We start from the raw sequence: 21924 nt of genomic DNA on the forward strand, positions 1-21924 counted from the left end.
GGCGCCGCCGCTCGACCGATGTGATCACCTCCGCCCTCGAAATCGTCATAGCGCTTCTCCTAGGATTACCCCTAGGACCTGCAGCGTTCGCCTCCGTCAAACAAGGCGGCCTTCCTCGTAGGCGTACATTGCAATCGGACATCCGCTGGGTGCAACAGGCTTGCGATTAGCCGTTACAATGTCGCGAGGATTGCAGGAGACGGGCCTGCGCTATGGACTGATATCGGCTTGTATTGGCGGCGGCCAGGGCATCGCGATGCTGCTGGAGGGCAATGCTTATCCTTGACGCACAGAGCCGCGGCGAGGGGGGTTATCTGCGCTTCTTCGGCATTGTTCGCTTGGCGGCGACGACCGCTCGCGCAAGACCCGGTGAGACGAAACATCAAGATAGCTGCGCCCTAGCTATTCTGCTCCCTGAATTGTGACGGCGTTAATCCAGTGAAGCGTCGGAAGGCGTTGGCGAAATGCTCCAACTGACAGAATCCGTTGGTCAAAGCGACATCCGTGATGCTGTTCTTTGTCAGGCACAGCTCATGCTTGGCCTTGGTAATGCGCTGCTGAATGATATAACGATGGGGCGCGGTCCCAAAAGTATTTTGAAACGCCCGCTGGAAATGCCTTTTGCTTAGTCCGACTTGTTCGGCCAGACTCTGCAGCGTCATTTCTTCTCCGATATGACCGTTGATATACTCCATTACGATGCGAGCATTTCGGTTTGACAGCCCGCCACTGGCCCGACGCTCCTGCTTTTCTTCTCCTTGAGCTACTCGCGCTATGTAGGCCAAAGCTTGAATTGACCACCCCTCCGCTAAAAGGCCAAATAACCCGTCAGGCCGGATGGCCTCAGTTGAAAGTTCGGACAGGCTCCTTAGAAGAGCTGGATGTTCGAAGGCAAAGACAGGTCTGGATATTTTTGACTTCAACCGCTGATCGACGAGCTCGGGGCTCAGGAATGCGACGGTGTAGCTGGTTTTCAATCCAGCCTTCCATTCTCCCTCTATCTCCGTGCGAGGCGGCAGAAGGCAAAGTTGAGAACCGCCTAAAAAATCGTGATTTACCGGGCGGCCGTTGACTGATGCGCGGAGTGTTTGTAGCCGAGGTTCGTGGAACCAGAACAGGCAAAGCTCAGGCTGACGAAAGTGCCAATACCATGGTCCATTGGCCACGCGCCGGATCTTCTCGATCCGCATGCTGGGAGCATTGGCAATCACCGAGGAGCGAACATCGCCCCCGACCGACCTCACGAAGCCGTTGCTGCTCATACCCATCGCGTTCGTTTCCTCAGGCCCCTCGAAGCAGAGCGCGTTTTCCTTTTTTCTTTGTTTTTACGGCCTTTCGTAAACCGACGCCACAGAAACTGTTCGGACTGAACCCGCCTTGATGGTCGCGCATTCAGTGCTAGGCCTATTGTGCGGAGCACAAACCCGCCCGGACGCCGTCTGGAGGGCGTTCGTCCTAAGGCCGGCCAAGGGAACCCTCCTCGCTTAGGAAAAGGAAGGGAACTCCTCACCCTAAGAGGAGCACCAGCGCGCCACGGCTTGGTAGAAAAGACTAATCGCCAAAGCCGATGTATCGAACGAAATCGACGTTCGCCTCGCGATCGGAGGTTACTGTGTTAGCAGCAAATGCGTCGTCGGGGTACCCCATCGCAATACAGGTCATTATGGCCTCCTCGTCGGGTATTCTCGCGACCTCGCGGACGATATCCGAACGAATGATACCCTGACCGTTGATCACCGTTCCCAAGCCGCGATCCCAGGCAGCGAGGACGAGTCCATAGCAGAGCGCGCCGAGATCAAAGTGACAAATAACGTCAGGATCAAGCGATCGATCGTAGGTCAGCACGAATGATACCGGGGCATCGAACTGACGGAAGCCCCGCATGACCCAGTCCTGGCGCATCTTCTTGTCGTCGCGCTCAATCCCCATTGCGGCAAACAACTTCTTCGCGATATCGACCTGCCGCTTGCGGTGAATTCCTTCATAAGTATCGCTTGCGATGATGTCGCGCTTCATCTTAGCGCCGGCCATCATCTCCGCAGTATTCCGCCGACGGACTTCCTCGAGAGCGCCCCCGGTCAAGACATGTACGTGCCAAGGCTGAGTATTCATTGATGATGGCGCGCGCTTCGCATCTTCGATGATCTCGTCGATCAGTGAACGCGAAACAGGTTTCGATTTAAACCCGCGGACGCTACGGCGGGTCCTCACCAACGTTGCGAACTCCATCTCAGGTCTCTCGGTTCGAGTTAGCCAGCGCTGCATAGCCGCGTCAATTCGCGTGACGTCGCTCTGCATTTTGCTTCTAAGGGCATGTCTGTCCTGCGACCTGTAGCAAAGCGTCAGACCTGTAACAAAGTGACGGAGAATCTATGGATGCAGCTCGCGACGAAATTCCGATCTCACAGCCAGAGATGCCCCGCGTTGCCCATTCGAGGTGGCCCCAATTCTCTGGCCTATAATTGCAGGATTGGCACTTAACTGCAGGCATAAGCAAGACCCCCTCTATAAGAAGGAAGTCTGCGCATCCGATAGCGCTAGGGGTGGCTGCATCGTGATCTTGGTCGCCGCAGCGACCATGCGGCTTGTTTTCGGAGAAATGCATGTCGTCTTCCGCGGTGCAGCATTGAGCAGTATGGCTGACCTGTCCCTACAGAAACTGCCGCCCAGTCTTGGCGGTGACTGTCCGACCGCGATCGATTGTGACGTCGCGCTTATGAGCGGACTGACGCTGCTATTCGCGCGGGTTGTTGATCTCCGCTCGGCGGAGCGCACGCTTTCTCGATTCCGAGGAAACGAAGCCGGTGGATTGGATAATGCCGGGAGAGGAACGACGCAAGCCGCACAAAAAGGGACCAACCACGCAACCATGGCCAATGACGTGTGTCGAACTGGATAGAGGGAATTTTGCAATGCCTGGTCCGTTGAATGGAGTGCGAGTTCTGGACCTGACAGGGGTCGTGTCTGGCCCGTATGCGACGATGTTCCTGGCTGATCAGGGCGCCGACGTTCTGAAGATCGAACCAATTGGCGGAGACATAACCCGACGCAGTCGTGCCCAGATCGACAAGGCAGGTGAGTTCTCGGCGCTATTCATTTCTTCAAATCGTGGGAAACGATCGCTGTCGATCGACGTGAAGAGCAGTGTCGGCCGGGAGGTTATGGCCAAGCTGGTGGCGCAGACTGATGTCCTGGTCCAGAACTTCCGGCCTGGTACGACCGAGCGTCTCGGCTTGGGTGCCGAGGACCTACGTAAGATGCACCCTAGGCTCATTTACGTTTCGATTTCGGGCGTTGGCGATTCTGGACCCTACGTGAAGAAGCGGGTTTACGATCCGATCGTCCAAGCTCTGTCGGGATTCGCTGACATCCAGTCTCAGCCGGTCACGAACCGCCCGCAGATGATCCGCACGATCGTCTGCGACAAGACTACCGCAGTGTTTACTGCGCAGGCTGTGTCTGCGGCACTGTACGCGCGGGAGAGAACCGGGGCGGGAGATCACATCCAGGTGGCCATGCTCGATACGATGATCTCGTATCTCTGGCCGGAAGGAATGATGCAATACACCGTCGTCGGCGCGGAGCAGACGACGGCAGATCCGAACGACCGCCCAGATCTCGTTTTCAAAACGCTTGACGGCTACATCACGTGCGGAACGATCTCGGATTCCGAGTGGCAAGGGTTCTGTGAGGCAACGGAAGACCCGGAGTTGGCCAAGGACGAGCGGTTCGTGACCCCGGGCGGTCGCTTCGTCAACGCCACCGCGCGCATCAACACGATGCAGGAGTACATCGGCAAGCGTACGACAGCGGAATGGCTGAGCAGACTTGACGAGGCCGATGTGCCGTGTTCGCCGATCTTGCGTCGCAGCGAGATCATTTCCAACGATCAGGTCGTTGCTCGTGGTTTGATTGAGGAACTTGAGCAACCGACTGTAGGTCGAATTCGCCAGCCGAAGCCTGCCGCTATCTTTGCAGAGAATAAGGCCGCAATCGGTGGTCCAGCTCCACGAGTTGGAGAGCACTCTCGTGATGTGTTGCGAGAGCTCGGTTACAGCGATAGCGCCATCGACGAGTTCATCGCTAGTAAGGCCGTGCGAGTCGCGAGCTAGGCAAACAGGCAAATATCTGGGTCGTAGGAACGAAGATGCCGGAAAAAAAGGAAAGTGTGGCGCTTTTGGTCGCCGCGGGAGACGCAATCGGTGCGGGAGTGGCGCGCCGTTTTGCAGAAGGTGGATACAAGGTCGTGATCGCCAGGCGCGATGCGTCCAAATCGCAAGCGCTCGTGGACGAGCTATCGGCGGCGGGGCGCAATATACGTGCCTTCAGCACCGACGCTCGCGATGAGGCAACCGTTCAAGCTCTGTTCGAGCAAGTGGAGAGGGAAGTCGGTCCGGTCGAAGTGTGTCTCTTTAACGGTGGGGCCAATATTGGTCGGCCCCTGCTGGAGACCACGCAAAAGATCTTCTTTAGGGCTTGGGAATTTGCCTGCTATGCGGGCTTCTTAACCGGCAGGGAGGCGGCCCGTTACATGACGGCGCGCGGCCGGGGCACTATTCTGTTCACGGGGGCGACTGCCAGTCTCCGGGGCGGAAAGAACTTTGCGGCATTTGCGGCAGCTAAGTTTGGTCTTCGTGCAGTCGCTCAATCGATGGCTCGCGAGCTAGGCCCAAAGAACATCCACGTGGCACATCTGATCATCGACGGTCCGATAGACAGCGCAGAGATCCACCGGCGGATGAAAGAGAGCGGCGTCGACCCGTCGACATTGCCGCCCGATACCATGATTAAAACCTCCTCGATTGCCGAAGCTTATTGGTATCTTCATTCGCAGCCAAGAGACGCTTGGACGCATGAGCTTGATCTGCGTCCGTCAGCCGAGACCTGGTAACATGACGAACAAGCCAATTCTCTGGGGAGTGGGAACTCCACGAACATTGCGAACTCACTGGGCGCTGCACGAATTAGAGCTACCTTACGCTTGCCGTCCTATTCTTCCGCGGTCGGGGGAAACAAAGACTGCGGAGTATACCGCACTCAACATTCGGCAGAAAATCCCGCTTCTCCAAGATGAGGGGCGGACGATCGGTGAAAGTGCGGTGATTGTGGCCTATCTCGCGCAAAAGTATCGAGGGTCCAAGAGATCTCTGATACCGGAGGGCACCGATCCATACACCAAATGGCTCGAATGGTGCTTTTTCATCGTTGCCGAACTCGATTCGGCGAGTTTAAACATAGTGAGAAGGCACGGGACGAAGCACGGTCTCGCGCATATTTACGGTTACGCTCCGGAAGTAGTCGAGCAAGCCAGCAAGTATTTTCAGCACCAATTGGCGTTCGTCGATGTGGCTCTCAAAGACGGGCGTGATTACTTGATGGGCGATCAATTCACAACGGCAGATATTTTACTCGCAAGTTGCCTGATTGGCGCCGTCGACTTCGGTGTAGAAATTTGCGACAGCGCGATGCCATATCTGGAGCGCGTTACATCTCGCAACGCGTATCGCAGCGCCTCAAAGGCAAATTGTACGCCAGTAGGTGCGCCTGCTGTACGAGAGCCCTCGTTCTCGACCGAAGAACGCCAGATCGACCCGGACTAGTTGAAGCTCGCAACTCGAGCGTCCGACTTTGACGTCAGAGCTTCAGATCAGAATAGCGCTAGGCCGGATCATTCGGCCAAAGGAGTCTATCGGCGATTATTGCGTCGAACTGTCGCTCAAACAAAAATAACTTAGGAGGAAGCTGATGTATATTCGAGTCCCTGCGCTCGTTGCCGCGGCGGTCATCTTGTTGGCCCAACCAGTGCTGGCCGAAAAGAAGTATGGCCCAGGGGTCAGCGACACCGAGATCAAGGTAGGGCAGACCATTGCTTATAGCGGACCAGCCTCTGCCTACAGCTTGCTCGGCAAGACCGAGGCGGCTTACTTCAAGTGGTTGAACGAGACCAAGGGGGGCATCAACGGTCGCAAGATCACATTTATCAGCCGGGACGACGCCTATTCACCTCCGAAAGCGGTCGAGAACGTGCGTAGTCTTGTGGAAAGCGATGAGGTCGCACTGATCTTTGGTGTTCTAGGTACCCCTCTGAACCTGGCGATCCGTCCCTATCTCAACAAAAAGGGAGTGCCTCAGCTCTTCATGGCGGCAGGTTCGCCAGCATTCAACGATCCCCAGAAATATCCTTGGACAATGGGATGGCAACCTAATCTGCATGATGAGGCAAAGTTCTATGCCAAGAGCCTTCTTGCACAAAACCCGCACCCCAAGATCGGAATCCTTTACCAAAACGATGATTTCGGAAAGGACTTGATTGCCGGTCTCAAGGATGGACTAGGGCCTGACGCCGATAAGATGATTGTGGGCGCCCAAAGTTTTTCACCGACCGATCCGACGATCGACAGCCAGATCGTGGTACTGCAGACGGCAGGTGCCGACTCGCTCTTCTTATTTAGCTATTCGAAACAAGCTGCGCAGGCGATCAGCAAGATTTGGGATTTGAAGTGGAAGCCGGCAACGTTCTTGCATCTTGGAGCCGCTTCGATTGGGTCGACGTTCAAACCTGCTGGACTCGAGAAGTCAGTCGGCGTCATGACGGCCGGCTTTATCAAAGACGCGACCGATCCGCGATGGGCCAGTGATCCCGACATGGTCGCGTGGAAGTCCTGGATGAAAGAGAACATGCCAGGTGCGGATATCAACGACCTTCTAACCATTTCAGGTTTCGCATTCGCTCAAACTCTGGAGCAGGTGTTGCGCCAATGCGGGGACGATCTTACCCGCGAGAATATCATGAAGCAGGCCGCGAACTTGAAAAATTTCCGCCTCGGCTTGCTTTTGCCGGGCAGCTTGATCAACACCAGCCCTGACGACTACCGGGTAGTGACCTACATGGCGCTACAAAAATTCAATGGTAGCAGCTGGGACGAAGTGAAGTAACAAACCGACGTCCCTGGGTGGAGTGCTTTGTCGCATGACCTCCGCCGAGATATTTGCGTCATGCGAACGGCCGCACTAGAGGCGGCATGGGCCGGCGTGAACGCTCGCTCGTGCTTTGGCACCGCACAGGGTTGGCGCTGTCAGGCCTGCCTGGCCAACAGGTGTCGTATTCGGTGAGGCGTGCCTGCTGCCATGTTTCCTTGAAGAACCTCTGTTGCGGCCGGCGGCAGCACTTGTGCCGAATCAAAGTGGGCGCATGAGGGATGACCCGCTGATACTGTCTAGCTAAGCTATTGGTTAGCGGCGGTGCGATTACCGCCCGAGAGGCGAGCCGTGCGAGCCTTCATTGCCATTCTTGCTCTGTTCGTCGCAATAGCAACCGCGATCTCGCCTCAGAAGCCGCATATCCAGCCCAGCGCTCTTATGCCACCTGTCAACGTGCCGTAAAGCCCGCGCTGCTTATCTCCTGGCATTGACAATCTCGCATTGCATTTGAAGTTGATGTTTGTAGTCTGAGGTTGGGACGGGATCAGAAAAGAAAAAGGTGGCCTGCGCTGAGAGGTTGTGGGGCACAAAAAATTGCGATCGCCGGGAAACGCATCCGCGATGGGGTCAAATGTCGAACCTGGGCGTTCTGCTTGGCAATTTGAAGTACGACGTTTCTCGTGCAATAACATTTTCACCCGTAAGCGCAGGTGTTTGGCGAGGCGCGGGCCTAACCTTCGCACGGACGGACTTTTCATTTTCGTCAGACGCCGCGTTTAGTTCCCTCGCCTTGCAAAGGGCAACCCGCAGTCTGACAGGTGTTTTGCGCCCGGCCAATGTCGATCTGGGTGGCGATCTGTCTGCCAGCATCCCTGAGCAAGAATACCGGGCTCGGGTGACAGCGCCGATGGAGTGCGCCACACTCTTCCTCACTCGTCCTCTGCTTGAGACAGCACTCGATACGAAATACTCGCCCTCGCTCAGTGTGCAGAATTTGGCAAACGTCAGAAATTCCGGTTTTCTTGCTCACTTGCTGGAAGCGCTGCTCGAGGATGCTCGCGCCGGGAGTCCGGGCGGGCCGTTGCTGGGCGAGTCGATTATCATGGCAATCATTAAGGTTCTGCATCCTATCGAACTGGGGAAGATGGAGATCCGCGATCGGCAGCGATCGGTGCTGTCCTCGAGGGATCTGACGAAGGTCACGGAACTGATCGATGCGCGATTGTCGGCTCCCCTTCATATGGAGCAGCTGGCAGATCTCGTTGGTCTCAGCGTTCGGCAATTCTCGAGGCTATTCAGAAATGCCAAGGGCGTTTCTCCACATCAGTACGTCGTTAGCGCCCGTGTTGAACGCGCGCGCCACCTCATCTCGTCGACGGCTAAGTCACTGGACGAGATTGCTTGGTCGGTCGGCTTCGCCAATCGGAATCACATGGCAGCTGCGTTCAACAAGGTACTCGGTGTCACACCGTCGCATTTTCGCAACAGCCATACAAAATTAAGCTTCATTCGCGTCTGACGTGTCTGCTTTGAGTACGCGTGACCATTTTACGGTCCGCCAAGGCTGAACTTGATTGGTAACGAGTCATGTTTTCTGGGGGAAACATGATGTCAGATACCGCCTTCGCCCGACTTGCAAAAACAAGCGGGAAGACTCTCAAGATGCCAACCATTGGGTCACGCAAGGTCCTTACCCTTGCTGCCATATCGCTGATGCTCGGATCATCCGGGGCTCACGCGCAGTCACGATACACCCGCCTCACGGCCTTCGGCGATAGCTACGCAGATAGCGGGATAAACAACTTTATCAATGTGATCGCCAATCCATCGAGCTATCCCTCTCTCGGGGCATCTCCATCGACGGTGGCTGCGATCAATCCCTATGTTGCTTATCCATACTGGATTCAGAGCCAACTTGGACTTACCAACTCGCAGTTCACGAACTACGCGATCGGAGGATCAACCACCCAAACGTTGAACGCCTACGGTACGCCAGTTAGCCTTCCCTTTCAGCTGTCCAATTGGAACGGGAAGCCATTTGGACCGAATGATCTCATCACAATATCGATCGGCGGGAACGATGCCCTGTCTGCGAGCGGCGCGGTCTTTCCGCTTCTTGGCTTCGGGCCAACCGGCCAGCAGTTCACACCAAACGCGGCAACAGCGCTTGCGAATCAGTCGACGGCAAATGTGACCGCAGCGATAACGCAACTTGCTGCGGCGGGTGCACGCAATTTTGTCTTTGCCGGATTCTCTGACATTACCTCCCTACCTCAGTCGTCGGCAGCTCCGTTTCCTGCAAACTTGACCATCTATAGCCAAACTTATTTCCAAGGCCTGCAAACAAGCCTGCAGCCGCTCGCGCGGTCGGGCGTCCGCATATTCCTTGTGGATGAATCGCGATTGATCCGACAGTTGGGCGCCAATCTGGGCGCTTACGGTTTCAGCTCTTATCAATACAATCCATCTCAACAAAGTCTTTTCCAGCCCGAGGGAGTGCATCTCACGACGAAGGGATTCGAACTACTGGCGCGCTACATGACAAACCTAGTCAACGCGCCTGACACGGTTGCTGCTCAAGGAGAACTTTCGCAGCTGGTGGCAACAAATTTTTCAGGTTCGCTCTTTCAGAGGTTGGACGCCTACCGCAACCTCGGCTCGTACGGTGAATCCGTGAATAACGCGCTCGCCTATGCGCCTACGAGCAAGGCAACATATCTCAAGGCACCGGTGGTCGAGCCCATGCCTTTTTCGGTCTACATGGAAGGCGGCGCCTATTCAGGACGGCGCGCTGACGTCGTCGGAGCCAACGGCTTTGATTACAATGTGGAAGGTGGCACGATCGGGTCGGCCTATAGGATCATCCAAAATACGCAGATAGGTGCGGCCTTCAATTACTCGAATCCGAAGGCGAACCTTACCAATGGGGCTGGTAGCATCGGCATCGATGCTTTCCAATTTGGTGCGTTCGTCTCGACGGAGCGTAAGAATTGGTTCGTCGATGCAGTTGCGACATATGGCCACAATCGATATCGGCTCGAACGAACCGGCATACTGGATCCGGTTCGAGCCAACCCGTCGGGAGACACGTTCACAATCGGCGCGAAGGGAGGCTATCTCTTCGACCTCGGAGCGGTGCGTTTGGGCCCGATCGCAGGGTTAAATTATGCCAAGTCTCGCATCGAGGGCTACACCGAAACCGGCGACCCATTATTGACGTTCATGGTCAACCAGCCTGATCTCGCATCCTTGATCGGAAGCGTCGGCTTCCAGCTTCGTGCGCCTTTCTATATTAACGCAACGAAGGTGAATCCATTCCTGAATTTGACGGCTGAGCACGACTTTATCGGCGGCGGCCGGACAATTCTCTCGATAGAAACTCAAGCGCCGCTGCTGCCGATCTATTCGGCCTTGCCCAGTCTGTCCGGAGGCACTTACGGCCAGGTCGCGGGTGGACTGAGCGCGCAGATCAGTGATCGCCTGAGCGGCGAGCTGCACGCGGTGAGCACGTTTGCCCGCGCCGGCGGCAATGATTATGGTGTCGGCGGCAGCCTTAAGGTGAGCTTCGCGACGCGATAGGCGCGTCGATTGCAAGAACGGGGTAAGCATTTCCGAGAGCTCAAGCATTTTGCGGAACTGCTTCATCTAACGACAAAGAGGCGCAGCAGGCCAAACCCGGCTGCGCCTTTTCTCTATTGAACTCTAACTGTTGAACGATTCGAAGATTTACTGGCTATCGCCCTAACCGGCTTGATACCGTCGTCGGCGTCGTACTGCCAGTGGAGACCGAGCCAGATCCTCTCTGCCCGTTTCTCAAATTCTGCTTCCGCGAAATTGTTGAACCCGCGGAACGCATCCCTTCCGGCGAACAGAGCCGGCCTATATGCCCGAGATGATAGAGGCCGCCTGGCCAGAGGTCTCGGAAGACGTGCGAGCCGAGCAGCAAGCCGCATCTTGCGCAGATTGGATCAAGCGCTGGCGGAGAGCTGAGGAGTGGGAGCGTGATGTCGAGGCGCAGCACCGCACAGTCCGCGGTAACCACTCCATCGGCAGGCATCGTTCCTGCAAAGGGCGCCGGCCAAGGGTTGAACGACTACGGCGTGGCGGAGCATGGCGGCTCTTGGGGCCTGCCCGCTCGGGTATCGCTCACCCAGAGTTGCAGCGAACCCGAATGGTCGCTTGACCATGCCGTCCTGAGTCGAAGAGAGCGGAACATCCACTGCGGAGTTGGGATTAGCCCTGCTTTTCCGTTGATCGGATGGCGGCGATCGCTCTGGTAATCTTCCAGAGGCCCTTTGAAGTCATGGCCCGATTGTTCATGTACTCAAGGGCCTTGGTAGCCACATTTGGTAAGGGCTTTTCATAACCAAGCGAACTTGCTTCCGCCAAGTCCTGAGCAAGTTCGTCTTCGGAGCCGATGACTCTCGGATTTACGTCGCCTTCGGTAATGATGCGATTGTGTTTGAAGCCGAGATGAAGTAGCGCGAGTCTGCCAACTATCGGCTCGCCTTCCAGAGAAGCCGACATGAATACGCCGGAGAGAAGCCTCGGCTCTGGTACCAGCGCATGGTCCGGGACCGCGATCAGCTTCACGCCCTGAGTACGTTCAGTTTTGTCAGCCAAGCGAGGTTTTGAAGCGCCTACAAGTAGAAGGCCTTCTCCAAGTTCATGACCTCGCCATCCGCGACTTTCGTGGTGCGTGATCCGCCTGGTGTCTTGAAATGGTAGACATGATGAAACGTAAACCGATCGATTCCCAGAGTTGGACTACATAATGTCAGGAAAGTCTTGACGACCTCCGGTTTCGACATCGAAAACCGATAGCAGGCGTAATAGCTCTCTTTGTCGACTATTCGGCCATGTTGATTGAAGAAGCGCTGCCCGATTTCTCTCAGATCTCGTCTGGTGACACCGAGGGCGAGCCGAACGCTCGGCACGGATGTCTTCGGAGCACTGTCAACGGGCTCCTTATCTTCCGGCTTAGTCGTAGGGACGTCGAGATCCTTTCCATCCTTCGTCGAACAATAGCGCTCTATGACGGCCGGAAAGTCGAAAACCGACAGGCCTTCAGAGATTGCAGGCTCTGTTCTTAGAGCGGGCGTCTCCGACAACATGTGGCTCACCATAAGCCCGATATATGCATGCAAGTGCTTAGGCCTGCGTTGAATGTGCAAGCTGTGAGCGAAGCGCTTGATCTTGTGTCGATCAACTATGCTGTGCGCAACTGCCCCTTCAAACAGCTTGTCGATAAGCCGGTTCATTGGCGCCCACGAAGGCGCTTCCTGATCCAGTCCGCCGCTTAGTCCGATGCAGCATAGGCGGAGCGCTGCTCTCGGCAATGGCTGTCGTTTGAAGAAAAGCTCCAACTCGCCCAATACAGCATCAACCCGAGAGGGGCCGCCCTCCCCCTCAATGAACGTCTCCACGAATGACATTTTTTTCTGAGTATCCCCGCCGGCAAATGCCGACACTTTGCGACACTTTGATAACCATTTCAACTTGCACGTTTATTTGACGCCGGGCTCTCCTCAAGTGCCTAGATCTGTCTGGGACGGGACACTTCGCGGACGTAGGCCTGAAATCCCAATCAAGCTCTGGCTCTAGAGTGTCGTTTTGCTGAGCGTGACACTCGCCCGACGGAGAGGCCTTCGCCTCTCAACCAAGGGAGGGAAATGTCATGAATTGGCAGAGCTATCGCTGGACGGGTGATGAAGTAGACCCACGAGAGGACCAGCTATGCCCGGACGCCACTCCCGTGGCGGCCGGAGGGCTATTGGAGCCAAGGATTCGTTTACACTTTGGGACTGGTATCCGGTACATAAATCCGGTACACACGACTTGGCGGAAGTTTCGTAAGTTGCTGTTTTTGATGATGTTTTCGATGCGTTCCGGAGAGTGGTTTCGAATCCCTCCCTCTCCGCCACCTGATCGCATCGCGCGCGCTACTGCTCAATCCAGACCGTCATCCCCGGCTCCAGCGCCTTTTGCTGGCCTTCTTGATCGAGGCGCAGGCGGAGCGTATTGCGGTCGTGGTCGCCGACGACCCGTTCGGCCTGCCAGGTCGCGAAGACGCCGATCGGCCGCAGCTCGGTGACGACCGACTTTATCGCGGCTGCGTCGCCGTTGCGCAGCACGTTGATCGCCTTGCCTATCGCCAGCGCGCCGAGATGGTCCTCGCGGACGTTGAATGAGAGCCATTGCTTGCCCGATGCCTCGACCATCAGGATCGGCTGGCCGGCGCGGACGTTTTCCCCGATCTCCGCGGCGATGACGCTGACCACGCCATCGGCCGGCGCGCGCAAGACCATCTTGTCCAGGCGCCGCTCCAACACCGTGACCGCCGTGGCCGCGGCCTGCACTTGCGCGTCGGCGATTGCGCGCTCTTCCCGGGTCGGCCCCGCGGCGGCGGCATCGTAATTGGCCTGGGCCTCAGCCACAGCAGCTTGCGCGGTGGCCACGTCGTTCTCGGCTTGGTCGAGCACCTGCTGCGATTCAAAACTCTGGCGGGCCAGCGTGCTGGTGCGCGTGAGCTGCGCCTGCACATAGTCGAGGCGGGAACCGGCCTTGGAAATCGCCGCCTTGAGAACGTCGACCTGTTCACGACGCACGCCGGCATACACGTGGTCGCGGCTTGCTGTGGCCGACGCGAGCGCGGCGCGCGCCTGATCTGCCTGTGCGGTCAGCTCCACCGCCGACAGCCGCGCCAGCACGTCGCCCGCTTTCACGACCGCGCCTTTCCTGACCTCGATCGAGACGAGTTGGCCGTTCACCTCCGGCTCGACCCTGACCTCGGTCGCGCGCACGACGCCGACAAGGGCCGGCGGTGATGCCGGACGGCGCGTCGTGGTGAACACGACGCCCGCGACGAGCACGAGTGCCATTCCGACGATGGCGGCGCGTCTAGCCTGCATGTCGCTGTTTCCTCTTGATCGCGAATGCCGAGATCACCGCGAGCGCGAAATAGGCGAGCGCCAGGCACCACAGGCCGAGCCAGTCATGGGCGACCTCCCAGATGCCGGCTCCGAGCTGGTTGATGCGGACGAGGCCGTCGATGGCATGGTCGGCGGGGAATATCTGCCCCAGCGCGCGGGCCGCCTCAGGGATCGCCTCGCGCGGCCATGCGAAGCCTGCGGTGAAGAATTGCGGCAAGCTGGTTGCCAGCAGCAGAAGGGTCGCGTTCTCCGGCCGCGTGAACCAGGCGCCGACGGCCTGCCCCATGAAACTCGTCGCAAGCAGGAAGATGGTGGCAAGCGCGCATACTTGCGGAAGATGGCCGAGCGTCGAGAAGCCGTAGATGCGCGGGAGCACGATGAGATAGAGCGCGAGCACCGGCAGGTAGATGGTGAGATGCGCGACGCCGCGTCCCAGCACGCTGGTGAGCGCCCCACCGGATGTTGCCAGCGCCGTTCCGGTCAACATCGCAGCACCAATCAGCAAGGTCTGCTGGAGGATCAGCATGAACGCCGCTGGGACGATGTAGCTGGCATAGCCGCCAACCGGATTGAAGATCGGTTGCAGCAGCACGTTGGCCGGGCTCGCGCTCGCGAGCCTGGCTTTAACCAGGCTGCCGTCCGAGCGCCCGCCGCGGGAGACCAGCTCGGATGTCAACGCGCCGATCGCGGTGGCGACGCCGCTTGCCGTCGAGCGGAACATGAAGAGATAAGTGGCATCCGCATAGATCGGCAGATGCGCATTGAGGCCCTTCAGCACATCGCGCTCGGTGTCGGCGGGAATTTCGACGGCCGCGAAGGCCTTGCCTTGGTTGATCGCGGCGTGCGCCTCCGCGACGGTGTGGGCGCGAACCACCACGCTCAACGCCCCGCTTGCATCCAGGGTCTCGACGATCCGCCGGCTGAGCTCGCTGAGGTCATTGTCGACCACCGCGATCGGAAGCTTGCGCAGGATCTGATTGAGGTACGGCTGCGGATAATAGATGCCATAGACCAGCGGCGCCAGGAACAGCACGCTGAAAGCGCTCTTCATTCCGAGCACGCGCCGCCATTCCGCCGTGAAGGCACCGCCGATTCCGCGCGGCGAGGGAGCAGTCTCGCCCGGTTCGGCGGGTTGCGCCGCCGCAAACCATCCGCTGCGATTGAGGCTCGCCATGCGCCACCAGGCAAGGCCTGCGAAGAGGATGGCGAGGCAGCCGAGCGCGGCGAAGGGAATCGCGGATGCCGAGACGGGCAATCCCCGCGCCGCCTGTCCCAGCAGCACGGCCATATACCAGCGTAGCGGCAGGATGGCACTCCAGACCTGTGCGAAGGTGTTCATGGCGATGATGGGAAAACCCACGCCGGCATAGCCGAATGCAGGCGAGGCGATGAGGCCCGCAAGTCCGAGCCCGGACGCGAGGTCGCGCGTAAGGAGTTGCAGCAGGGCGCCGAGCGAGAGATAGGCAATGATCAGCAGCGAGCCGGCTGCGATGATCAGGGGCAAATCGCCCTTGAAGGGAATCTCCAATACGCCTTCCAGAACGAGCGGCTCTGCCAGCATGATCACGACAAAGATGCAGAACAGCGGCGCGAGCTTGCCGACCAGCGCAACGAGCGGATCGCCGCCCGCGCTTTCGAGCCAGGCCCGCGCGTCGCGGCGGCGGAATTCGGAGCCGACCGAATAGCTCGCGGCCAGCGTGATCACGACGTGGATGATGGTTGGCAGCAGCGCGCGCAGCAGGAACTGCGCATAGTTCTTCTGCGGATTGACCAGCGCGATGGTCTCCGCCGTCAGTGTTCCTGTCGAGGCCGGTGCGGGTGCAGCGCGCGTGGCAGGAGCGGCGACGTTGGCCGCAGCGGACAAGGCGTCGTTGAGGCCCGAGGAGGCGATGCCGGCTGCCGTGAGAAACTGCTGGTTATAGAACCCGACGATTTGCGGTCGGCGCTGCGCCTTCAGGTCGCGCTCGAAATCGGGCGGAATATAGATCGCCGAGATCGCCTTGCCGGACCGGATGTCCTGCACGGCCGACGACAGATTGCCGGAGCGGTCGACGATCCGCAGGCTCGGCGACGCCGCAACATATTCGGTGACGGCGCGCGATGCGTCCGATTTGTCCTCGTCGACGACGGTGACGCCGAGCCCGCGGATGACCGGATGGCTGAAGACGGTGGTGAGCACGGCGAATGCGAACAGCGGCACGCCGAAGATCAGCAGCAGCGCCACGCGATCGCGGAACAGCCAGCGGCACTCGCGCAGCGCGACCAGAAAAAATCCGGGCCTGGTGCCGAGACTCATTGCCGCGACCGCCAGTCGAGATAGGCGCTCATCCCCGGCCGCAGCTCGGGCACCGGCTGCACCGGATAGGCGCGGATCGAAAACGTCCGTAGGTCGAAATCGCCCGAGGCGCGCGTCGCCCGCCAGCTCGCATATTCACCTTTGGCGGCGATCAGCTTGACCTCGACGGTGACGCTGCGGTCGTTGAGCGCGGGAATGCGAACGTCGAACTTGTCACCGACCTTCAGGCCCTTGATCAAATCCTCGCGCAAATCGAAATGCACCCAGACATCGGCGAGGTTGATCAGCGTCACCAGCGGCACGCCCGGCGAGACATACTCGCCCGGCTCGACATTGCGCTGATACACTTGCGAGGCAACAGGTGCGTAGACCACGAGCTGGTCGATGATTGACTGCACGCTCTGGATGTCGGCCTCTGCCTTTTCGACGTTGGCCTTGGCGATCGCGCGCTCTTCCTTGGTATAACCGTTGACCGCCTGCTCATAGGCGGACCTGGCCTGATCGACCGCGCGCTCGGTCTCGTGCAGCGCGTCCGTCACCTGATCGAGTCGGGCCTGCGGCGCGTTGCCCTGCTCGGTCAGGGTGTGGGTACGGTCAAAGGTCTTTTGCGCCAGCACCAGTGCGGCCTGCGCACGGTCCATCTCCGCCTTGCGCGCCGCGACGACCTCGACGCGGGTGCCGACCATGATGTTCGCAAGCTGGGCATCTGCGACAGCCTTGGCGGCCTTGACCTGCTCCTGCTTCGCCACCGTCTCCGGATTGTCGATCCGGACAAGAACGGCATTCGCGGCGACGTTCTGGCCGCGTTCGGCAGGAATCTCCTTGACCCGCCCATCAACGCGTGCGGCGATGTCGAGCCTGGTCGCATCGACCTCGCCCTGCACCAATAGCGGCTCCGGCCGCAACAGATAGTAGATCGAGAGCGCGACGACGACGAGGGCAACGATGCCGACGATGAGTGAGGGAGTGCGTGCCGCTCTGTGGTCTGGTCGCGCAGCCGCTATTTCCTGTGTGCTTTGCGGCTCGTCACCGGAAGTCGGCGCGTCCATGGCAAGCTCCCCTTCGCTTCAACGCCAGGACGTCGACTATGTCGCGGCAGCCAAACTCTGTCCAATCGCGATGATGTTTTTCAAGGCGCGCATCGGGCGATTCAGCAAAACCATGGCGATGTGACCCGCCGGTTGCATCGGCTTGAATTTTTTGATGCTTTTTGGCCAGGGTTGCTGCACTTGGTATCGTGTCTTCCTCAGCCTGATGCCGCTGACGTCCGTTCGGATTGCTGCGCGCCCCCGTCCGGGCCCTCCCGCGATGATGCGATCATGCTCGTGTTTTGCCCAACCGGTCAAAGGCCGCATGACGTCATTCGTAGGACGTCGAGACCAAGATCAATTCCCCATGAGCGCGGCTAGTCGATGCCGGTCGCAATCGCCCTCCCGTAGTCCTTGCGGGGCGGGCGCCTACCTACCTGGTGTGTCCGCTTTCCACATATTTCTTCCAGGTTCGGCTCCCCTCAAACCTTGCAGCCAGAACTGCCGTCAAGCGCTCTTAATCCGGGTACGACTTGGGGTGCCCCGCATCGTGAGACGCAGCGACGGGCGTCGTGACCGGGCGCCTTGGGGCAAACCGCGTTCAGCCAATGGAGAGGCGGGTTGAATATCCAACTTACCGCTGCTTGGACCCAAACGGCCCGGGAATCTCTGGCAACCAAGTTTGAGCTGGCGTATTGTCGTCCGATCACCGGCCGAGGCTTGTCCCCGTAGGCGTCGGTGACTGAGAGACCGAGAGCGCTCCCGCCTGCACGGAACCGGAGTGCTCCTATGGTACGCTATTTTTTTGACATCCAGAGTGGCCGGGAGTTCTTCGCCGACGAAGAGGGCCTGCGGCTGCCCGATCAAAAGGCTGCCGAAGTTGAAGCGATGCAAACGCTGACCGGGATCGCCAGAGAGTCCGTATTCAAAGGCAGTCGTCCAGATTTGGCAGTGGAAGTGCGCTCGACGACTGAACGGCTTTTCTGCGTATCGATCGTTTATCGAAGTGAGAGCACAAGACATTGAGGCTGCCTGCGAGAATAGACACCTTCATCTCGACTGGATCTCCCGCTCCAGTTGGAGTTCTCGACTGGCCGCAAGGCTGTCCGAAAACATTTCTTCGATCACGTCTGGTCGGAGTGCCTTCGGGCACATAAGTGGAGACGGTTACCGCCCCGCCCGAGGTAACGTTGCTGTCGAGGTTCGAACGGAAGCCGGGCTCCTATTTCAAGCGGCATTAATCTTCGAAGCGAATAAAGCCCGGCAATAAGTCTGTCTTTGTCGCGGTGGCTCGATATGTCGGTCGCATTGCCCTTTCGCGATCAGCCGGCGAGTTCGTCGGTCCAAACCTTGAAGCTCAGCAAAGTGTTGGGTCCGAATGTCTGGGTGATCGGAACGTCAGCGGCATCGCGGCCCTGCGCGATCAGGACGCGACCGATCCGCGGAATGTTGTTACGCGGATCGAATGTGTACCAGCGACCACCGATATAGGCTTCGAACCAGCCTGCGAAATCGCCGGCGGCATATGGAGGCTCCATGCCAATATCACCGAGATAGCCGGTGCAGTAGCGCGCAGGAATGTTCATGCAACGGCAGAACGCAATAGCGAGATGTGCATAGTCCCGGCAAACGCCTTTGCCTTCGTTGAACGCCTCCCAGGCAGTCTTGGTCGGGCGGGCGTCCTGATAGCCGAAAGCGATGTGGTTATGCACGAAGTCGCAGATCGCCTTGACCCGTGCCCAACCGGGCGCGGTCCTCTCGAACAACTTCCACGCCACGTCGGTAAGTCGGTCAGTCTCGACATACCGGCTGCCGAGCAAATATACGATGGTGTCCGACGGAAGATCTTCCACTGCGTGCTGCTGGGCCGATGGTCGGATCACGTCGGGTAGACCGCTGTCTCGGACCGTGCCGTCCGCTGTGAGGCGCATGCGGCCGGCGGGCGCGACAAGACGGCTACACCAATTTCCGAAACCGTCGCGGTATGGCGTGATCGGCACTGAAGGCTCGCTGACAAGATGATCGGGCACGACGATGTCGGATGCCCGTGTGAAATGAGTGCCGACGATTGCGATAAGAGGGGTCGGTTGCGGAAAGTCGTAGATCATCTCGAAGCCGACGCGGATCTTCATGGAACTAGCTCCAAAGAGATGATTGCGATCGTCGCGAAACCGTTTGGGCATCGTCGCCGATGAAGGCTGCGAGCGCTCGGGTGTGAACAGTATGCCATCGCAGTCCCGGCCGCCAGCCGTATGCTCGATTGCGTTCGGAACATCCGCCCCGCGCATGACAGGAACCTGTTTTGAACTGAAGGCTTTGTTGAAGATGAAAACGCGATCCAGAGTCACGCCCATGTCCATCCAACCCGCGCAAGACTGGCGGGCACGGCCAGTATCCGAGAAGGCATCCTACCAGGGTGCGTGTCGCACTGTGAGCGAGGCTGATGCTGATATTTTGAGGAAGCGCGCATTAAAGAGGCAACGTGCGCTGATCGACACCTTCAATGGTCGTGCGCCATCATGAGAGATTTCAAATGCCCTCATTGCGGACAGCTATCGGCCTTCGAGCTCTCAAAATGCAGTGGCTGCAAGCGGCGGCTGATCTTCGATCCAGAGAACATGGCGATGATCGGTGCGGAGAACGCACTTGAATGCGTCAATCGGAATATCATCGGTTGCAACTGGTGCGCGGTCGCGACGACTCCCTACTGCATGTCCTGCTCCCTCACTCATGTCATTCCCGCCACGCAGAATCCCCGCAACGTGGCCCTTTGGAAGCGAGTGGAGGAAGCCAAGCGCAGGCTGATCTACGACCTGCGACGGCTTCGCTTGCCCATCGCGTTCGCGGGCGGATTTCGACTGGCATTCGAGATTCTGTCGGACGAGCATGGGCCGGTCATGACCGGTCACGAATCTGGTCTGATTACGCTAAATCTTGCGGAGGCCGACGATGTGCAGCGCGAGATCAGGCGCGTTTCCTTTCGCGAACCCTATCGCACTTTGCTTGGTCACTTTCGACACGAAATTGGCCACTTTTACTGGAATGCCCTGATCCAAGAAGCGGGCTTTCGAGCGCCGTTCCGGCTGGTGTTTGGCGACGAGACTGAGAACTACGAGGCTGCGCTTGCCGACTATTATGCCCGCCAAGACCGGTCTTGCGATCCAGCAAGTCACATCAGCATGTATGCGACGTCTCATCCCTGGGAGGACTGGGCGGAGACTTTCGCTCACTTCCTGCACATCGTCTCGACCCTGGATTCCCTGGCAGGGCTTCCGTTGTCGTTGGACGCGCGTGGCAAGCACACGCTGAACGACCCGTATCTGGAAAGCGATTTCGGTGCTCTGCTTGAGTTGTGGACCCCGCTCGCTCTGACGATCAACCGCCTCAACCGTTCACTTGGTCTTGCCGACGCGTACCCGTTCGACATTTCACCAGCAGTCGAGGGCAAACTACACTTGGTGCATATGGCGATTACCGCCTTCAGGAATCGGCAACTAAATGCGCACACAACGCAGATGATGTGCTAACCTGAATCCTGGTCGAAGCGCTTAGCTCGTGAGCAGCGCCACACCTGGCGGCGATTTTAACGCCTGGCAGGCGAGCGGCGGCGTGGGCTTCGGACCTCGCGAAAGACTTGGCGCAAAGCGGATCGTTCTGGTTCGCTCCTGGGCGAGTATATCTTGGGGTGCCACGGCGACTATCCGAGCCCCCAGGCCGTCGCAGACCAATTCCTGGAGAACAAAATGATGAAAAGCGAAGCGAAGGCTGCCCGGCATCTGCGGGAAGCGAACAACGCGTTCAAAGCGGTACGGACAGAAAAACCAATGACCGATTACGCGAAAGATCAGCAATCTCTGCACGATAATCACGAGCGCCTGAAGGCGGCCCGATTGGCGCGTGAAGCCAAGTCGAAAAACTCCCGGGCATAATCGCCGCTCTGGATTTATGGCATCGATCGCACGACGATTCCGTTTTCGAGTTCGCCAGGGGCGAGCCGCGCACGGGCTGGCTTCTGCGCAGCCATCCCGCGATGCTTGTCGAGATCGACGGGATGGTCAGTCATGCGAGGCGCTCGCATCCGCAGCCTGCGCATTGGCGAGATCGACTGACCCGATCGAGAGCATCTCCATGGAGTCGCGAAGGCCTTCCGCGGGGACCATGATCATCGTAGCGATGCGGCGATAGGCCGAGAAGGTGAGACCTTCGATTGTCTCTTCATCGGTTATGACCTCGTAGACGCCGGCGGGCAGCACCCGCTCGATGCCGCGGATTCGGAACGGATGTCTGAACGTGACGGTCTCTCGCCGTGAGCGGATGGTCATGCACGCCTGCCTTTTGCAAGAGGGGCTCTAACCGACCGACGGCGACGACCATGCGCCTATGATGGGGCAATAGCCAGCACATTCGTCGCTGCCGGGCGCCGACGCTGCAATGAAGCCTTGCCCGAACGGCGTTTTAGTACTCGCTATTGGCGCTCCGCAGGCGTAGCGTTCACGCATCACCGCTCTTCTCAACGGCATCGACCGGTGACTGAGGGTCACGTGCGCTCCCGCCGACAGAGTTGCAGGAGCACTCGATGTCGCATTTTCGCGCCTCGGAATGGATCGTCCCGCCGGTGATCGTTCCGTTATTCCTTTTGCTTCTGGTGTGTGCTGCGGCCATCCTCAATGGCTAGGGCAAAGCGCGTGCCTTATTTGGTCACGGGAACCAACGAATATGGCAGCGCAAATCTCGGGCGCGGCAGCGC

20 protein-coding genes are annotated in these 21924 nt (G+C 58.5%); 10 read left to right on the top strand and 10 right to left on the bottom strand.

Going from position 1 to position 21924, the window contains the following annotated elements; translation table 11 throughout:
• Positions 1 to 133 precede the first annotated feature (133 nt).
• Positions 134 to 286, top strand: a complete 153-nt coding sequence (locus tag G8O24_RS38245; protein ID WP_438503274.1) for a hypothetical protein — start codon at positions 134 to 136, stop codon at positions 284 to 286.
• Between the two features lie 112 nt (positions 287 to 398).
• On the opposite strand, the gene G8O24_RS38250 is transcribed toward G8O24_RS38245, so the two are convergent.
• A complete protein-coding gene (locus tag G8O24_RS38250; RefSeq protein ID WP_188107677.1) occupies positions 399 to 1268 on the bottom strand; it encodes a helix-turn-helix domain-containing protein in 870 nt (289 codons plus the stop codon).
• Positions 1269 to 1551: 283 nt separating this feature from the next.
• Complete coding sequence (locus G8O24_RS38255; RefSeq protein WP_188107678.1) at positions 1552 to 2229, bottom strand: nitroreductase; 678 nt, start codon at positions 2227 to 2229, stop codon at positions 1552 to 1554.
• 683 nt (positions 2230 to 2912) lie between these two features.
• Between G8O24_RS38255 and G8O24_RS38260 the strand changes: the two genes are divergently transcribed.
• From G8O24_RS38260 to G8O24_RS38285, 6 genes are all read left to right on the top strand, one after another.
• On the top strand, positions 2913 to 4112 hold the full coding sequence (locus tag G8O24_RS38260; RefSeq protein ID WP_188107679.1) for a CaiB/BaiF CoA transferase family protein: 1200 nt from the start codon (positions 2913 to 2915) through the stop codon (positions 4110 to 4112).
• Positions 4113 to 4147: 35 nt separating this feature from the next.
• Positions 4148 to 4891 carry an SDR family NAD(P)-dependent oxidoreductase gene (locus tag G8O24_RS38265; protein WP_188107680.1) on the top strand — a complete coding sequence of 248 codons (744 nt, stop codon included), beginning with the start codon at positions 4148 to 4150 and terminating at the stop codon, positions 4889 to 4891.
• 1 nt (position 4892) lies between these two features.
• On the top strand, positions 4893 to 5600 hold the full coding sequence (locus G8O24_RS38270; RefSeq protein ID WP_188107681.1) for a glutathione S-transferase family protein: 708 nt from the start codon (positions 4893 to 4895) through the stop codon (positions 5598 to 5600).
• A 145-nt stretch (positions 5601 to 5745) separates the two neighbouring features.
• Positions 5746 to 6936 carry an ABC transporter substrate-binding protein gene (locus G8O24_RS38275; RefSeq protein WP_188107682.1) on the top strand — a complete coding sequence of 397 codons (1191 nt, stop codon included), beginning with the start codon at positions 5746 to 5748 and terminating at the stop codon, positions 6934 to 6936.
• A gap of 616 nt (positions 6937 to 7552) precedes the next feature.
• Entirely contained in the window at positions 7553 to 8440 is an 888-nt protein-coding gene (locus G8O24_RS38280) for a helix-turn-helix domain-containing protein (protein WP_188107683.1), read from the top strand.
• A gap of 89 nt (positions 8441 to 8529) precedes the next feature.
• On the top strand, positions 8530 to 10500 hold the full coding sequence (locus tag G8O24_RS38285) for an autotransporter domain-containing protein (protein WP_188107684.1): 1971 nt from the start codon (positions 8530 to 8532) through the stop codon (positions 10498 to 10500).
• Positions 10501 to 11154: 654 nt separating this feature from the next.
• On the opposite strand, the gene G8O24_RS38290 is transcribed toward G8O24_RS38285, so the two are convergent.
• The 6 genes from G8O24_RS38290 to G8O24_RS38315 all read right to left on the bottom strand — a co-directional run bounded on the left by G8O24_RS38290 (position 11155) and on the right by G8O24_RS38315 (position 17504).
• On the bottom strand, positions 11155 to 11544 hold the full coding sequence (locus tag G8O24_RS38290) for a hypothetical protein (RefSeq protein WP_188107685.1): 390 nt from the start codon (positions 11542 to 11544) through the stop codon (positions 11155 to 11157).
• Between the two features lie 17 nt (positions 11545 to 11561).
• Positions 11562 to 12392, bottom strand: a complete 831-nt coding sequence (locus tag G8O24_RS38295) for a hypothetical protein (RefSeq protein WP_188107686.1) — start codon at positions 12390 to 12392, stop codon at positions 11562 to 11564.
• A gap of 471 nt (positions 12393 to 12863) precedes the next feature.
• Positions 12864 to 13802: an HlyD family secretion protein gene (locus G8O24_RS38300; protein WP_244646279.1), complete on the bottom strand. Its 939-nt coding sequence runs from the start codon at positions 13800 to 13802 to the stop codon at positions 12864 to 12866.
• Positions 13803 to 13821: 19 nt separating this feature from the next.
• Complete coding sequence (locus G8O24_RS38305; protein ID WP_188107688.1) at positions 13822 to 16149, bottom strand: ABC transporter permease; 2328 nt, start codon at positions 16147 to 16149, stop codon at positions 13822 to 13824.
• The gene (locus tag G8O24_RS38310; RefSeq protein WP_188107689.1) at positions 16146 to 17198 is read right to left on the bottom strand and encodes an HlyD family secretion protein; all 1053 of its coding nucleotides are present in this window, start codon (positions 17196 to 17198) and stop codon (positions 16146 to 16148) included. The genes G8O24_RS38305 and G8O24_RS38310 overlap by 4 nt, the downstream gene beginning before the upstream one ends.
• 36 nt (positions 17199 to 17234) lie before the next feature.
• Positions 17235 to 17504 (bottom strand): hypothetical protein, encoded by a 270-nt coding sequence (locus G8O24_RS38315; RefSeq protein WP_188107690.1) that lies wholly within the window; start codon positions 17502 to 17504, stop codon positions 17235 to 17237.
• Between the two features lie 462 nt (positions 17505 to 17966).
• Between G8O24_RS38315 and G8O24_RS38320 the strand changes: the two genes are divergently transcribed.
• On the top strand, positions 17967 to 18203 hold the full coding sequence (locus G8O24_RS38320; protein WP_188107691.1) for a DUF6894 family protein: 237 nt from the start codon (positions 17967 to 17969) through the stop codon (positions 18201 to 18203).
• 296 nt (positions 18204 to 18499) lie between these two features.
• Here the strand turns inward: G8O24_RS38320 and G8O24_RS38325 are convergent, their stop codons facing one another.
• The gene (locus tag G8O24_RS38325) at positions 18500 to 19309 is read right to left on the bottom strand and encodes a transglutaminase-like domain-containing protein (RefSeq protein WP_188107702.1); all 810 of its coding nucleotides are present in this window, start codon (positions 19307 to 19309) and stop codon (positions 18500 to 18502) included.
• A 387-nt stretch (positions 19310 to 19696) separates the two neighbouring features.
• On the opposite strand from G8O24_RS38325, the gene G8O24_RS38330 reads away from it, so the two are divergent.
• Together G8O24_RS38330 and G8O24_RS38335 are read left to right on the top strand one after the other, a co-directional pair.
• The gene (locus tag G8O24_RS38330; RefSeq protein ID WP_188107692.1) at positions 19697 to 20704 is read left to right on the top strand and encodes a zinc-binding metallopeptidase family protein; all 1008 of its coding nucleotides are present in this window, start codon (positions 19697 to 19699) and stop codon (positions 20702 to 20704) included.
• A gap of 219 nt (positions 20705 to 20923) precedes the next feature.
• Positions 20924 to 21106, top strand: coding sequence for a hypothetical protein (locus tag G8O24_RS38335; RefSeq protein ID WP_188107703.1), 183 nt, complete (start codon positions 20924 to 20926; stop codon positions 21104 to 21106).
• 126 nt (positions 21107 to 21232) lie between these two features.
• On the opposite strand, the gene G8O24_RS38340 is transcribed toward G8O24_RS38335, so the two are convergent.
• A complete protein-coding gene (locus tag G8O24_RS38340) occupies positions 21233 to 21499 on the bottom strand; it encodes a hypothetical protein (protein ID WP_188107693.1) in 267 nt (88 codons plus the stop codon).
• Between the last annotated feature and the right edge of the window lie 425 nt (positions 21500 to 21924).

It is taken from the genome of Bradyrhizobium campsiandrae (assembly GCF_014529705.1).
In the GTDB taxonomy this organism is placed as follows: domain Bacteria; phylum Pseudomonadota; class Alphaproteobacteria; order Rhizobiales; family Xanthobacteraceae; genus Bradyrhizobium; species Bradyrhizobium campsiandrae.